At 64.7% G+C, this 14,004-nt stretch carries 13 protein-coding genes; 10 read left to right on the top strand and 3 right to left on the bottom strand.

Annotated elements, in window-relative coordinates; genetic code table 11:
- Nucleotides 1–83 precede the first annotated feature (83 nt).
- Entirely contained in the window at nt 84–1,871 is a 1,788-nt protein-coding gene (locus VNC39_RS17095) for a hypothetical protein (protein WP_325400863.1), read from the top strand.
- Here VNC39_RS17095 and VNC39_RS17090 read toward each other — a convergent pair.
- Complete coding sequence (locus tag VNC39_RS17090) at nt 1,769–2,848, bottom strand: anhydro-N-acetylmuramic acid kinase (protein WP_325400862.1); 1,080 nt, start codon at nt 2,846–2,848, stop codon at nt 1,769–1,771. The two genes, VNC39_RS17095 and VNC39_RS17090, sit on opposite strands and share 103 nt — an antisense overlap.
- Nucleotides 2,849–3,043: 195 nt before the next feature.
- On the opposite strand from VNC39_RS17090, the gene tyrS reads away from it, so the two are divergent.
- Nucleotides 3,044–4,279, top strand: a complete 1,236-nt coding sequence (gene tyrS / locus VNC39_RS17085) for a tyrosine--tRNA ligase (RefSeq protein ID WP_325400861.1) — start codon at nt 3,044–3,046, stop codon at nt 4,277–4,279.
- 397 nt (nt 4,280–4,676) lie between these two features.
- Nucleotides 4,677–4,817, top strand: coding sequence for a hypothetical protein (locus tag VNC39_RS17080; protein ID WP_325400860.1), 141 nt, complete (start codon nt 4,677–4,679; stop codon nt 4,815–4,817).
- Between the two features lie 132 nt (nt 4,818–4,949).
- Here the strand turns inward: VNC39_RS17080 and VNC39_RS17075 are convergent, their stop codons facing one another.
- A complete protein-coding gene (locus VNC39_RS17075; RefSeq protein ID WP_325400859.1) occupies nt 4,950–7,124 on the bottom strand; it encodes a glycosyltransferase in 2,175 nt (724 codons plus the stop codon).
- Between the two features lie 147 nt (nt 7,125–7,271).
- Between VNC39_RS17075 and VNC39_RS17070 the strand changes: the two genes are divergently transcribed.
- The 3 genes from VNC39_RS17070 (at nt 7,272) to VNC39_RS17060 (ending at nt 10,649) form a co-directional block, all read left to right on the top strand.
- Nucleotides 7,272–8,864: an NAD(P)/FAD-dependent oxidoreductase gene (locus VNC39_RS17070; protein ID WP_325400858.1), complete on the top strand. Its 1,593-nt coding sequence runs from the start codon at nt 7,272–7,274 to the stop codon at nt 8,862–8,864.
- A gap of 161 nt (nt 8,865–9,025) precedes the next feature.
- The gene (locus VNC39_RS17065) at nt 9,026–9,466 is read left to right on the top strand and encodes an RrF2 family transcriptional regulator (protein WP_325400857.1); all 441 of its coding nucleotides are present in this window, start codon (nt 9,026–9,028) and stop codon (nt 9,464–9,466) included.
- A 370-nt stretch (nt 9,467–9,836) separates the two neighbouring features.
- A complete protein-coding gene (locus VNC39_RS17060) occupies nt 9,837–10,649 on the top strand; it encodes a hypothetical protein (RefSeq protein WP_325400856.1) in 813 nt (270 codons plus the stop codon).
- Nucleotides 10,650–10,797: 148 nt separating this feature from the next.
- Here the strand turns inward: VNC39_RS17060 and VNC39_RS17055 are convergent, their stop codons facing one another.
- Nucleotides 10,798–11,463 carry an alpha/beta hydrolase gene (locus VNC39_RS17055; RefSeq protein WP_325400855.1) on the bottom strand — a complete coding sequence of 222 codons (666 nt, stop codon included), beginning with the start codon at nt 11,461–11,463 and terminating at the stop codon, nt 10,798–10,800.
- A gap of 235 nt (nt 11,464–11,698) precedes the next feature.
- On the opposite strand from VNC39_RS17055, the gene cysE reads away from it, so the two are divergent.
- From cysE to VNC39_RS17035, 4 genes are all read left to right on the top strand, one after another.
- On the top strand, nt 11,699–12,358 hold the full coding sequence (gene cysE / locus VNC39_RS17050; protein ID WP_325400854.1) for a serine O-acetyltransferase: 660 nt from the start codon (nt 11,699–11,701) through the stop codon (nt 12,356–12,358).
- A gap of 4 nt (nt 12,359–12,362) precedes the next feature.
- Entirely contained in the window at nt 12,363–13,442 is a 1,080-nt protein-coding gene (locus VNC39_RS17045) for a cysteine desulfurase family protein (RefSeq protein WP_325400853.1), read from the top strand.
- Nucleotides 13,443–13,516: 74 nt separating this feature from the next.
- Entirely contained in the window at nt 13,517–13,846 is a 330-nt protein-coding gene (locus VNC39_RS17040; RefSeq protein ID WP_325400852.1) for a ferredoxin family 2Fe-2S iron-sulfur cluster binding protein, read from the top strand.
- Between the two features lie 5 nt (nt 13,847–13,851).
- The coding region (locus VNC39_RS17035) for an asparagine synthase-related protein (RefSeq protein WP_325400886.1) at nt 13,852–14,004 on the top strand (153 nt) is incomplete at its 3' end.

Below are 14,004 nucleotides of genomic sequence, written 5' to 3'. Positions count from 1 at the left end.
ACAACTCTGCCAGGACGGCGGGATGGGGGCCAGAGTATGACGGAAACCAAGCGTAGCGCGGGCGGGTTCGGGGCGCATCCGGCGTGATCTATGCCGTTCTGTTCCTGCTTTCGGCGGTGTTGAACATCCTGATCGGCGCCCGCGACTGGCCCGCGGTGCTGGCCGGCAGCCTGAACGATCCCGACAGTTATATGCGGCTGCTGCGGATCGAACAGGCGATCCGCGCCGGGCATCTGCTGCTGGTGGTGGCACGGGACGATTCCGGCGCCGGCGTGATGGTGGAATGGTCGCGGCTGCTCGACATGCTGCTATGGCTGATGGCGGCGCCGTTCGCGCCTTGGCTCGGCTGGCACCAGGCGCTGTTCGCGGCCGGCGTGGCTTTGGGGCCGCTTGGCGCCGGGGCGCTGGGGGCCGCGCTTGCCTGGGTTGCGGCGCCTTTCGCGCGGCGTGAGCATCTCTGGCTGGCCGCCGCGGCGGCGGCGCTCATGCCGGGGATGGCGAGTTTCGCGGTGCCCGGTGTCGTGCATTATCATAGTTTGCTGCTGGCGCTGATCGCCCTGACCATCGGGTTCGCGGCGCGCGCCTGGGCTGGCGATTGGCGCATGGCCTGCGGCGCCGGATTCAGCGGCGGCGTCGCGATCTGGCTGACGGTGGAGACCATGCCGTTCGTGCTGATGGCCTTCGCCGCCTTGTTCTTCCGTTGGATCGAAAATCCTTCCTGGCGTGTCATCGGCGGCTGCGCGGCGTGCTTCGCCGCGACGCTGGCCTTGGCGCTTGCCGTGGATCCGCCCCAAGGCGGGTACGGCGCGCCGGAAATCGACCGGCTTTCCTGCGTCTATGTCGTGCTCGGGCTCCTTCTGCTGTTGGGCGCCCTGGGGCTGGCCGTGCTGCAACAATCGCCCCGACGGGTTGCCGGCGGCGTGGCGCTGATGGCGGCCTTGTTCCTGCTGTGGCTCGGCCTGTTCCCGAAGGTCGCGCTGGGTCCGTATGGCATCATCCCCAAGGCGGAGATGAAACTGTTCTTCGGCGTGATCCAGGAGGCGCAGCCGGTCCGGGGCATAAGGCTGGTCGCCTATCTGTTGCCCGGCCTCCTGGCGTTCCTTTATGCCGCCTGGCGGGCCGTGCGAGGGCGCGACTGGGTGTGGGCGTATGTCGCGCTGTGCGAGGCGTTCGCGCTGTGGCTCGGTGTCGAATTCATCCTGTTCACCGGCTTCTCGGCGGCCGCCGCCGCGGTCAGCCTGCCGATCATGGTCACGTCCCTGTCGGAGTCGCTTGCCGCGCGGCCCGGCCTCGCGGCTGGCGTCCGGCTGGCGCTGCTGGCCGGCATGTTCGGCCTGCCGGAAATTGCCGTTGCCGCATCCGCGTCGCCCCACCCGCGCCTGGCCGCGAACGGCGCAAAATTCCCGAGCTGCAACTTGCGCACGATCGGCCCGCTACTCGCGCCTTTGGCTGGCCGGGTGGTGCTGGCGCCGATGGAAGATAGTCCTGAGCTTCTCTATCGCTCCAAGGTGGAGACGGTGGGGTCGCTCTATCAGCACGGGGTTCCGGCCTTTCTGCGGGCGCGCGCCGCCTGGCGGGTCGTGCCGGGCATGTCGGTGCCGCAAGAAGTGCGGGCGACCGGTGCCGCCGATATCCTGTTCTGCCCGCAGCAAGGCCGTTACGCGCCGGTCGCGGACCTGGCCCCGACCACCTTGTGGGACCGGCTGGAGGCTTCCGCGCCGCCGCCCTGGCTCCGCTTAAGGGCGCAAAACCAAGCCGGCTGGCGGCTTTACGAAATCGGCGCCAGCACGCCGCCGCGTGTGGGCGCGGCAATGCCGGTGGTGGTGGGCAGTGACAGTGGCAAGCCACGCAGCGAGCGCACCGCCAGATAAGCGAAACATTGCGCCTCCAGTGCATCGCCGTCCCAGCCGACCGCTTCCACCGGCTCGACCGGTGCTGCAAACCGGGCGGCGAGCCCGGCCATGAGTACCTTGTTCTTGCGCCCGCCACCGCAGACCAGCACGCGGCGCGGCGGCTCCGGCAGGCGCACGCGGGCGATGGCGGCGGTGCAAAAGGCGGCGAGGGTGGCTGCCGCATCTTCCGGCCGTAACCCCTCGGTCGCGGCGGCGATCAGTTGTGAGAAGGTCAGCCGGTCCAGCGATTTGGGGGGCGGCAGCTCGAAATAGGGATGGGCGAGCAGCCGGCCCAGCCGCGCCGCATCGACCCGGCCGGAGGCGGCGAAAGCGCCCCCTTTGTCATAAGGCTGGCCGAGAAATCTTTGCGCGAGGTCATCGAGCGGCCCGTTACCCGGCCCGCTATCGCAGGCGAATATGCGCCCGCCTTCACCCAGATAGGTGACGTTGGCGACCCCGCCGATATTCACCACCAGCAGCGGCTTCTCCATTTTTTCGGCCAAGGCGGCGTGGAAGAGCGGGGCCAAAGGCGCGCCTTGGCCGCCAGCCGCGACATCGGCGGAGCGGAAATCATACACCACTGGCGTGCGGCAGATTTTCGCCAACAATTTGCCGTTGCCGATCTGCCAGGTGCGGTGCTGTTCCGGGGCGTGCAGAATGGTCTGGCCATGAAAGCCGATCACATCCGCTGTCAGACCGAGCAGCGCGGTGGCGATGGCATGGTCGATGGTCAGCTTCCGTTCGAGGTTTTGCACCAGCGGCGCGTCGGTGCTGAGGTCAGGGGCGAGGTCCAGCAACCGGCGCAGCTCGGCGCGGAAATCATCCTGGTAGCGCAGCGTGGCGGCGGGGCCGAAACGGGTGATGGTCTCACCGTCAGTCTCCAGCCAGGCGGCGTCGACCCCGTCCAGCGAAGTGCCGGACATCAGGCCGATGGCGCGGAGCGGTAAGGTAGGCATGAGGTGTGCTAGCGCAAGATGTCACGTTAAGAAAGAAAGTGGCCGCTTTTCGAGCGAAAGCGGCGCAAAATCTTTTGGTTGCGTTGGCGCGGCGGCGTTAAAGCCGGCACGGCCCAAATTCATAAAAGCCGTCCTCTGCGTGCCTTTTGCCCCGGCCGCTCTCTGTGCTACCCCGCCCGCTTGTAGGAGCGACAAATGGCAAAAAGCGCGTTTTTAGCCGAGGCCAAGGCCCGGGGATTTGTGTTTCAGTGCACCGACGAGGCGGCGCTGGACGAGGCCTGCGCGCAAGGGCGGATCGCCGGTTACGCCGGGTTCGACCTCACCGCCGACAGCCTGCATGTCGGCCATATGATCCCGATCATGCTGCTGCGCCTGTTCCAGAAGCATGGGCACAAGCCGGTTGCCGTGGTCGGCGGCGGCACCACGCGCATCGGCGATCCCTCCTTTCGCGAGGAGGCGCGCCAGTTGCTGACCGACGCGCAGATCGCCGCCAACCTCAAAGGCATCGTCAAGAATCTCGAGGCGTTCATCGCTTTCGGCGGCGGCCCGCAGGAGGCGTTGCTGGTCAATAATGCCGATTGGCTGGACCGGTTGAGCTATATCGACATGCTCCGCGAGATCGGCCCGCATTTCTCCGTCAACCGGATGCTCTCCTTCGATTCCGTGAAATCGCGCCTCGACCGCGAGCAGGGGCTCACCTTCCTGGAATTCAATTATTCGATCCTGCAGAGCTACGATTTCCGCGAGCTCAACCGCCGCCATGGCGTCGTGCTGCAGATGGGCGGCTCGGACCAATGGGGCAACATCGTCTCCGGCATCGATCTGATCCGCCGCACCGACCAGAAAACCACGTTCGGCCTGACCACGCCGCTGATCACCACCGCGTCCGGCGCCAAAATGGGCAAATCCGCGGCCGGGGCAGTGTGGCTGAGTGCTGAAAAGCTCAGCCCCTATCATTACTGGCAGTTCTGGCGGAATACCGAGGACGCGGATGTCGGCCGCTTCATGCGGCTGTTCACCGATCTGAAGCTGGACGAGATCGCGCGGCTGGAGCGCCTCGGCGGCGCGGAGATCAACGCCGCGAAAATCATTCTCGCCACGGAGGCGACCGGCCTCGCCCATGGACGGGCGGCGGCGGAAGAGGCGGAGGCCACGGCGCGGAAGATTTTCGCGGAAGGCGGCACGGCGGAAGGGCTGCCGACCGTGGCGATTCCCGCGGCGGAGTTCGGCGCCGGGCTGCCGGCTTTCGCGCTGTTCGTGCGCGCCGGGCTGGCCGCCAGCAATGGCGAGGCGCGGCGCCTGATCCGCGGCGGCGGCGGCCGGCTGAACGACGTGGTGATCACCGATGAAGGGCAGATCCTGCCCCCGGCGGCCGAGATGAAACTCTCGGCCGGCAAGAAGCAGCACGTGCTGGTGCGGGTCTCGGAGTAAGCTAAAGCAAGTGGCCGCTTTTTAAAAAAGCGGCGCAAAAATTTTTGTTGTGCTGGGCTATGGGCTTTGTCGCTGACACAGCCCATACCCTCCGGGGCTATTCCAACGGTGCTACGCACCGCCGGAACTTTCAGCCCCTCCGCCCAGCATGGATATAGTTTTTTTGCTTCTTTTTGGTCACAAAAAGAAGCCTTCTGCCGGCTTGCGCCGCCTCCCCGAACTATGCCATGTTTTGGTATAGAAACAAAAAATCCGAGAGGGCGGCGCCACATGTCGATGGGTCGACGGAGCGACTGCAAACGAAACGGTTTGAGGTGTTGTCGGCGCTCATTAGGTTCCTGCCGGCATGGTTAGGTTTTTGCTTCGCCCGATGCGGCGGTTTGTCCAAGCGGACATCATGAAAGAGCTGGCCGTGCTGCAGGCCGAAGTCGCGGCGCTACGGCGCGACGCCATGCTGCGCGATGATCTCACGCCGATGATCCGGCAGATGGAAGCGGCTTTGTTGGCCATCACGTTGAGCAGAGGCGGCCGCCAGTGAGAAAGCGCTACTTTTTGTGAACAAAAAGTAGCAAAAAAACTTTGTTAGCTTGGGCCCGTGCCATTTCAACGCCACAGGCCCGGTTTCAAAAATTTTTGCGCCGCTTTTTTTAAAAAGCGGCTTCTTCCTTTTTTAAATTTCAAGAATTTCCAACAGCGTGTTTGCATAGCGCGTCATGCTGTGGTCTGCGCAATAATCCGCGCGCTCCGCCTCGTGCCTGTACCGGCCGCCCGAATCGAGCATTGCCGCGAGCGCCTGGGCGATCTCCTGTGGATCGAGCTGGTCTGACACGCGGTGAACATAGCCCGGCGCCTGCAAATTCTCCGCCAAGTCGTGGCTGGCCACGGTGGGCAGCCCGGCGGCGATGCAATCCTGTAGCGCGCCGGAAATCTGCCCGGTCCCGGCCCGGCGGAGCTGCAACGCGCCATCCATGGCGAGCAGATGCAGGCGGTATTCGGCCTCCGAGAGGAAGGCGCCGCTGAAGCGCACCGCATCGGCGATGCCGAGCTGACGCGCCAGCAGCCGGAGCCGCTCTGCGCCGTCCTTGAGTTCACCAACGAACAGCAGCTCGCAATCGGCGGTTTCGCGCAGCAGGGCGAAGGCGCGCAGGGCTTTGTCGATGCCCTTGCTGGCGCTGACGAAGCCGAAACTGGCGATGAGTTTTTTCGTGGGGTCCAGTTGCAACGTGGCGCGGGCCACCTGTCTGGCCGCCGGCGATGCCGGCGCGTCGAAAGGCCGGTAGATGGCGAGCGGAAGATATCGTGCCGTGGCGCTGAAGCGTTGTTGCACCAGCTTGACCGGCTGGGGCGCATGAAAAATCAAAGGCCGCGCCGCCTGTGCCAGGGGGCCGAGAAAACTCGCCTGGCGGGTGCCCTCATCGGCCGCCCAATCGTCGATTTCCTGGGGCGTCACGCGGCGGCCGATCTCGGCGCTCGCGAGGTCGGCCGCATGGTCCAGGCCGAGTCCTGCGGTCAGGCCGAGCAACCGCGCATCGTGGCAAATTGCCGCATGGCCCCATTTCAGCGCGTGATCGTAAATATTGGCATGCAGGGAGGAGTTGCCGATCGCGCTGACGACGCGGTCGAAGTTCCGGCTCAGCGGCGCCGCGTTTTGCACGGTCTCCTCGGTGAACAAGGTCAGCTCCATACGGGCGGCGAGGGCTTTGGCCAGGGCGGCGGAATAATCCGCCACACCCGATTTGGCCGGCGGCAGCGGGGTGATCATGGCGAGCCGGGGCCTGGCTTTGCGGCGCAGCGCGGGCCGCGCCGGATGGGCGGGGCTCAGCACGGACCACACCTTGCCGGCCACCGCGGCGGCGGAGAAAGGCCGCCAGAGGGGCCATTGTTGCGCCACGACCGCGGCGCGATAGGGCCTGTCCTGAACCAGGCGCTCGAGAATGGTCGCCAGCCGGTCGGCATCGTCCGGGGCGAAGCGTAAGGCGGGGTCGGTGATCAGCGCGCGATGGGCGGCAATGTCGGACACCACGGCGGGGCTTTGCGCCGCCGCCGCCTCGATGACGGGCAGGGAGAAACCGGCGGCCCGTGACGGCGTGACCACGCAGATCGCCGCGGCGTACAAGGCGCGCATCTCGATTTCGGTGACCCGGCCCGGAAACGAAGCGGGAAACACCGCGCGCAGCCGCCCCAGCGTGGCGACGGAATAGGTGCCGGTGATGACCAGCTTGATCTGGCGCAGGACCGCGCTGCCGGCGCAGGCGCGCAGGAGCGTTTCAGGATTGCGGCGCGGATCCTCGTCGCCGACCATGAGGATATGCCGCGGCTCCTGTGGTGTGATGCGGTGCATCCAATACGGGATGGAAAGGCCGGTCACCCGGGATTCGACCGCGCCGTACAGCGCTTTCAGGCGCTGGTCCGTATCGTCGGAAATCGGGAAGAACAGGTCATAATGCCGCAGCCAGGTCATGTCGGAGAAATATTTCAGCCGTGCGCGTGGTGCCGTGAGATAGCCCTCCTGGTGGTCGAAGGGCAGGAAGTCACGGATCAGAGCGGCTTTGGTCAGGCCGGGACGGCACAAGAGCGGGGCCAGATGGCTTTGTTCTGCCGTGCCCAACGGCGCGGGGTTGAGCAGCACCGCGCCGGGCGCAAGGGCGGGAATATCGGTGTGGGGGGAGAGGCTGTCCGCCAGATCGGCGATATGCGGCGGCAGGTCCGGCAGGTCAGGATCGACCAGGCCGATGAACGGCATGGGCGCGCGGCCGATGATGCCGCTGGCGTGATGGCCGGTGACGCGGTCGGCGTGATGACGGTCTTGCAGGCAGCGCATATCGATAATCAGCTTTGGCGACATTGGCGGCAACGTTCCCTCGTTATAGACGGGGCGAATGTGGTCCGGTTTTTCGCGAAAAGATTTTCGCTGCAATAATTACTTTATCGTTATGATTGGCACGCTTAACATCGCCCTGTCCGGTTGCAAAGCCCCGGCGAGGGGGCGGCAATGAGCTTTAAACGCCGGCTCACCGAGCTGCGCCTGCCCATCGACCATGACGAGGCAATGCTGCGCGCGGCGATCTGCGCCGGCTTCGGCGTGCCGCCGGCCGATCTGCGCGGCTACACGGTTTTCCGCCGCGCCTGGGATGCGCGGCGCAAGAGCGACGTCAAACTGGTCTACACCATCGACGCCGAACTGGCGGTTTCCGTGCAGACGGGCGAGCCCATGCCGGACCTGAACTATCGATTCGCCGCCAAAGCGCCCAGGCCGCCGGCGCGGCGCCCGGTGGTGATCGGCACCGGGCCGTGCGGGATTTTCGCCGCCTTGATCCTGGCGCAGATGGGCTTCGCGCCGCTGATTTTGGAGCGCGGCAAGGTCGTGCGCCAGCGCACCAAGGATACCTGGGGCCTGTGGCGGCGCGGCGAGCTGAACCCGGAGTCGAACGTGCAGTTCGGCGAGGGCGGGGCAGGGACGTTCTCGGACGGCAAGCTCTATTCGCAGATCAAGGATCCGCGCCATCTCGGCCGCAAGGTGCTCACGGAATTCGTCGAGGCCGGGGCGCCGGAAGAAATCCTTTACGTCGCCAAGCCGCATATCGGCACGTTCCGGCTGGTTTCCATGGTCGAGTCGATGCGCGCGAAGATCGAGGCGCTGGGCGGCGAATACCGCTTCGAGTCCAAGGTGACGGATATCGACATCGAGGCCGGCCAGGTGCGCGCCGTGGTGCTGGAATCGGGCGAGCGGATCGAGACCGGGCATGTGGTGCTGGCGATCGGCCACAGCGCCCGCGATACGTTCACGGTCCTGCACCGGCGCGGCGTGTTCATGGAGGCGAAGCCGTTTTCCGTGGGCTTCCGCATCGAGCATCCGCAATCGATGATCGACCGCCACCGTTTCGGCACGTTCGCCGGCCACCCGATTTTGGGGGCTGCGGATTACAAGCTGGTGCATCACGCCAGCAACGGCCGCTCGGTGTATAGTTTCTGCATGTGTCCGGGCGGCACGGTGGTGGCGGCAACCTCCGAGCCGGGCCGAGTCGTCACCAACGGCATGAGCCAATATTCCCGCAACGAGCGTAACGCCAACGCCGGCATCGTTGTCGGCATTACCCCGGCTGATTATCCGGGGGACGTTCTGGCCGGCGTGGAATTCCAACGGCGATGGGAGAGTGCCGCGTTCCAGGCGGGCGGCGGCACCTATGCCGCGCCCGGCCAGCTGGTGGGGGATTTTCTGGCCGGGCGGCCCTCGGTGCAATTCGGCGAGGTGCTGCCCTCCTACCGGCCGGGCGTGACCTTGACCGATCTCTCCACCTGCCTGCCGGATTATGCGATCGCGGCGATCCGCGAGGCGCTGCCGGCTTTCGACAAAGAGATCAAGGGCTTTTCCCGCGCCGATGCGGTGTTGACCGGCGTGGAAACCCGGACCTCCGCGCCGGTGCGGATCACACGGGGCAAGGATTTCTGTTCGCTGAACACGCGCGGCCTGTATCCGGCCGGCGAGGGCGCCGGCTATGCCGGCGGCATTCTGTCCGCCGGGGTGGACGGGATCAAAGTGGCCGAAGCGGTGGGGCTCAGCCTGACGGGGGCGCAAACGCCATAACCCGCCGACGCCTCGTATGAAATTGTTCGCGAAAACATGAAGCTCGCGCAACCTTCATCGTGGCGATGGTGCGATACGGAGAAAGTTGTTTTGGACGTTATATGTCCTATCGGCAAACCGTGCTATATGGACGCCACGATCTTGGCAGGAAAGACGAGAGAGTGCTGTCGCAAAAATGTAAATACGCGCTGCAGGCGCTTCTGGTTCTGGCCAGAGAGAAAGGCGATGATCTGCTGCTGGTGAGCGAAATCGCCGAGCGTGAAAATCTGCCGAAGAAATTTCTTGAAGCGATCCTCCTGGAGCTGAACCGCAACGGGTTGGTGCGCAGCCGGCGCGGGCGTGGCGGCGGCTACGCGCTCGCCAAGCCGGCGGATCTCATTACTTTCGGTCAGGTGGTCCGGATCATGGACGGGCCGCTGGCGCCGCTTTCCTGCGTGAGCGTGAATTATTACCGCCGCTGCGACGATTGCAAGGACGAGCAAAGCTGCGAGATCAGGCGGGTGATGCGCCGGGTGCGGGACGCCATCGCCAATGAGCTGGACGGCACCTCCCTGGCGGCGGCGCTCAACAGCAGCACGACGAAAGAACTGCTCGCCAGTTAATTTATATGTCGATGGAATTACCGGGGATAGCGCGGCGCGTCATGGCTCAAGCGGTTTTTCCCCAAGCAAAAGCCGGGATCAAAAGCCGGGAGGCGCCGGCCGCCAGTCCCGCTTCCGGCGATAAAAGAGCGCCAAAAACCCACTGAAATTAAACCAAAATCAGGTCAATGACCGAAAATATTACACGTGACGAAAATAGCACATGCGACGCCGCTTTTTAGAAACGGCCGCAACTTAAAGGCGAGTCCGCTTTCATTTCACAGCATTTTGTTGCAAATGTCGCAGTGCGTTTTGCATAACATGAAAGCCGCTTCACATTGATTTGGGAACCGGCCCGGTCGAGGCAGGGATGCGCTTTCAGGCGTTAACGGTGGGATTGTCGTTGGGGGCATGCCTTGCGGTACAGCCCGCCCAAGGGGCGAGCCCGGCGGTGAGCGCCGCGGAGACCAGCGTCAATCTCAGCGTCGGCCTGATGTCCACGCAATATCACGAGCATGCCGTGCCCGGCGACGATGAGAGCGGGGTGATCCCCGGTTTCGGCGTCGGTGTCAGCGCCCTGGTGCCCACCCGTCCGGGCGTGACGTCCAGCGTCGATATCTACAGCGCCCTGATCTATAATTTCGACGCCGGGAATATCGGCTATTCGGGGCATTATCTCGTCTCCGGGGCTCCGGCCAGCGCCACCGACCATGCCGTGTTCAACCGGGTCGAGGCGCGGCTCGGCCTCGGGTTCCCGATGATCGGCGGCATGGAATCCATCCCCTTCCTGGCCGGCGGCTACCAGGCCTGGAACCGCAATATCGCGGCCCCGGGCGGGGGCAGCACGGATGAATTCTACCATTCCGGCCTGTTTGGCCTGGGCTACAAGCTCGACGTGCCGGTCGGCGGGGGGCTCGTGGCTTCCGGCACGGGAGAGTTGCTGGGCCTCGCCGGCGGCGGCATTTCCGACAATAGCGCGAACTGGAGCGGCAGCTTTGGGGTCACGCCGGAGGAGCGGGTCGAACTCGGGCTCGATGACGCCGTTTTCGGGCGCTTCCATCTGTTCGTCTCGGCCTACTGGCAGCATTTCAATTATGCGGGCACGATGCCGCAGAGCCTCGGCAACGATTATTATATGTTCGAGCCGTTCAGCACGACCACGCAGTTTGGGGCCAATTTCGGCATCGGGTATAGTTTTAATTAGAAAGGAAGCGCTTCTTTTTGTGAACAAAAAGAAGCAAAAAAACTTTATGACTCTGGGCCATGGGTGTTGTCCCCGACAACGCCCATGACCCAGCATAAAAAAAGTTTTTGCGGCGCTTTTTTCAAAAAGCGCCTGCTTTCTTGTTAGATCAGTCCGCCGCAAGCGCCATCTGTTTGCGGGCCAAAGACTGGCTCACATAGCTTTCCACCGCCTCGGCGACCTTCTCGGCATGGTTGGCGAACACATGGTCCGCGCCTTCGAAGACCCGGTAATCGATGGCCACGCCTTTTTGCAAATTGAGCTTGTCGACCAGTTTGCGCACGGAGTTTTCCGGCACCAGATCGTCGGCATCGCCATGGATCATCAGGCCGCCGCAGGGGCAGGGGGCCAGGAAGCCGAAATCGTAATGCGCGGCGGGCGGCGCCACGGACACCCAGCCGGACACTTCCGGGCGGCGCATCAGCAATTGCATGCCGACAAAGGCGCCGAAGGAATAGCCGGAGATCCACAGCCCGCCATGGCCGGGATTGAGCGCCTGCATCCAGTCCAGCGCCGCCGCGGCATCGTTGATCTCGCCCATGCCGCCGTCGAACTTGCTCTGGCTGCGGCCGACGCCGCGGAAATTGAAGCGCATGACGGAAAAGCCCAGGCGCTGGAACACCTGGTACATGGTATAGGTGATGCGATTATTCATGGTGCCGCCATGGAGCGGGTGCGGGTGCAAGACCAGCGCCAGCGGCGCGCCCCGTTCCTTGGCATGGTGATAACGACCTTCAAGCCGGCCTTCCGGCCCGGCGAACATGACTTCAGGCATTCTTACAACTCGTCTTTCATCTAACCGTTTCTCAGATGGCTGCCGCGAGGCGTCTCTGCTATATGAGACACAGAGAATTAGGATCTGACCGCCTTATCCGAATGTTGACCAAAGGGGTTCGGATACCTAATTGCTCCTTGCGGCCTGGGAGATGTTACGGATGGGTTAACCTTGGGTTTCCCCTCTGATCTGCTAATATAGACCGCTATGGTTTGATTATCCACGGAAATGTCGCATGGCCCTTATGTTTTTCGCGGAGACGGTGCGGGCGTACCGGGAACGCGACCCGGCAGCACGGTCTTATTTGGAGATTGTGCTGTGCTATCCGGGCCTGCACGCCGTTGTGATTCATGGGCTTTCCAGCCGTCTCTGGAAGCACGGCTGGTACACTTTGGGGCGTTTCGTCTCGCATATCGGGCGGTTTTTGACGGGAATTGAGATTCATCCCGGGGCCAGACTCGGCCGGCGGCTGATCATCGATCATGGTCTCGGGGTTGTGATCGGGGAAACCGCCGAGATCGGCGATGACGTCTATATGTACCATCAGGTGACCCTGGGCGGCACCAGCAGCGAGCATGGCAAGCGCCATCCCACCGTTGGCAACAACGTGATCATCGGCGCCGGTGCGAAGGTGCTGGGCGCGATCCATATCGGTGACGGGGCGCGAATCGGCGCCAATGCGGTGGTCATCGCCCCGGTGCCCGCCGGCACCACGGTGGTCGGCATTCCTGCCCGTCCGGTGGATCGTACCGGGAAAAAGCCGCGCTTCGATGCCTATGGCACGCCCTGCGATCCCTGCCTCGATCCGCTGTTGCATGAGGTCGATCTGCTGCGCAGTGAGTTGACGGATCTGGAAAACCGGATCTCCAGCCTGGCGCGCGACCGCATCGTCTGACCCGATGCTCTATCTGGATGCCAACGCGACGGAGCCGCTGCGGCCCGAAGCAAGGCAGGCTTCCGTGGCGGCGCTGGGTCTCGGCAACCCTTCGTCGACGCATGCAGCCGGCCGGGCGGCGCGGCGTGTGCTGGAGGATGCCCGTGAAACCGTGGCGCGGTTCTTCGGCGCCGCCGCCAAGGACGTAATTTTTTGCTCCGGCGCCACCGAGGCGAACGCGCTGGCGGTGCACGCGCTGGGCGCCGGCAGACCCAAGCTGTGCGGCGCCACCGAGCATGACGCGATCCGCGCCGCCACGCCTGACGCCATCATCGTCCCGGTGGACGCCCGCGGCCAGGCGGATCTCGCGGCGCTGGACGCTTTGCTGGCGGCGCAGGCGATTCCGGCGTTGGTCTGCCTGATGGCGGCGAACAACGAGACCGGGATATTGCATGATATTGAAGCGGCCGGGCGGATTTGCGCCGCGCACGGGGCGTTACTGCACGTGGATGCGGTGCAGGCGGTCGGCCGGGACAATCGTGACTGGTTCGGTCTTGGAGCAGCCAGCATCGCCGTGTCCGGCCATAAATTCGGCGCGCCGATGGGGGCGGGGGCGCTGATCGTGAGCGCCGGCCGGGCCGTGGCGCCGCTGCTGCCCGGCGGTGGCCAGGAACAGGGGCGGCGCGGCGGTACCCCTTCCTTGCCGGCGATCGCCGGCCTCGCGGCGGCGTTGGGCGCGCCCTATGATAGCGCCAAAATCGTCGCGTACCGCGACGAGATCGAGGCGTTTTGCGTGCGGCTGGGCGCAATGGTGCCAGGCGCCGGTGCGCCGCGCCTGCCGAACACGACCTGTCTGGCCTTGCCCGGTGTCCGGGCGGATACGCAACTGATCGCGCTCGACATGGCGGGGATCGCCGTTTCCGCCGGCTCCGCCTGTTCCTCCGGCAAGGTGGCGGCGAGCCATGTGCTGGAAGCCATGGGGGCCGGCGCGCTGGCCGGCCAGGCGATTCGCGTGTCGCTGCCCTGGGACGTGGCGGCCGACGCGGTGCCGGCTTTTTGCGCCGCTTATGAGAAAATGCGCATGCGCTGTGTCGAAAAAGCTTAGGCGCCGCCGCGCGGCTCCCTTGCATCGCCGGCGGCGATGAGATTTACCACAAGGGATTCCTTAAGGGTTACACGATGCCAAAAATGACTTTCATTGAGCGTAACGGTGAGAAGCGTGAAGTGGACGCACCGGTCGGCCTTTCCGTCCTCGAAGTGGCGCATAAGCATGGCGTCGACATCGAAGGCGCCTGCGAGGGCTCGCTCGCCTGCTCGACCTGCCATGTGATCATCGACCCGGAATGGTTCGGCAAGCTCGCCCAGCCGTCCGAGGACGAGGAAGACATGCTGGACCTAGCCTTCGGGCTGGAAAAGACCTCGCGTCTGGGCTGCCAGATCGTGATGTCCGAGGCGCTGGACGGGCTCGTGGTGCGGCTGCCCGCCGCCACGCGCAACGCCGCCGGCTGATTTTCATGCGTGTGGTGGTGGCCATGTCCGGCGGCGTCGACAGCTCGGTGGTGGCCGGGCTGATGGCGCGCGCCGGTCATGAGGTGATCGGCGTGACGCTGCAGCTCTACGACCACGGCGCCGCCGTCGGCCGCAAGGGCGCGTGCTGCGCCGGGCAG

This window comes from Acidocella sp. (assembly GCF_035535915.1).
Taxonomy (GTDB): Bacteria; Pseudomonadota; Alphaproteobacteria; order Acetobacterales; family Acetobacteraceae; genus Acidocella.
Note: the sequence above shows the minus strand (reverse complement) of the source record. Positions and strands in the feature narration are given on the sequence as shown.

What these genes read in the sequence shown, in the direction of transcription:
- VNC39_RS17090 (WP_325400862.1), bottom strand. Translation starts at nt 2,848, where the DNA reads ATGCCTACCTTACCGCTCCGCGCCATCGGCCTGATGTCCGGCACTTCG.
- tyrS (WP_325400861.1), top strand. Translation starts at nt 3,044, where the DNA reads ATGGCAAAAAGCGCGTTTTTAGCCGAGGCCAAGGCCCGGGGATTTGTG.
- VNC39_RS17080 (WP_325400860.1), top strand. Translation starts at nt 4,677, where the DNA reads ATGAAAGAGCTGGCCGTGCTGCAGGCCGAAGTCGCGGCGCTACGGCGC.
- VNC39_RS17075 (WP_325400859.1), bottom strand. Translation starts at nt 7,124, where the DNA reads ATGTCGCCAAAGCTGATTATCGATATGCGCTGCCTGCAAGACCGTCAT.
- VNC39_RS17070 (WP_325400858.1), top strand. Translation starts at nt 7,272, where the DNA reads ATGAGCTTTAAACGCCGGCTCACCGAGCTGCGCCTGCCCATCGACCAT.
- VNC39_RS17055 (WP_325400855.1), bottom strand. Translation starts at nt 11,463, where the DNA reads ATGCCTGAAGTCATGTTCGCCGGGCCGGAAGGCCGGCTTGAAGGTCGT.
- cysE (WP_325400854.1), top strand. Translation starts at nt 11,699, where the DNA reads ATGGCCCTTATGTTTTTCGCGGAGACGGTGCGGGCGTACCGGGAACGC.
- VNC39_RS17045 (WP_325400853.1), top strand. Translation starts at nt 12,363, where the DNA reads ATGCTCTATCTGGATGCCAACGCGACGGAGCCGCTGCGGCCCGAAGCA.
- VNC39_RS17040 (WP_325400852.1), top strand. Translation starts at nt 13,517, where the DNA reads ATGCCAAAAATGACTTTCATTGAGCGTAACGGTGAGAAGCGTGAAGTG.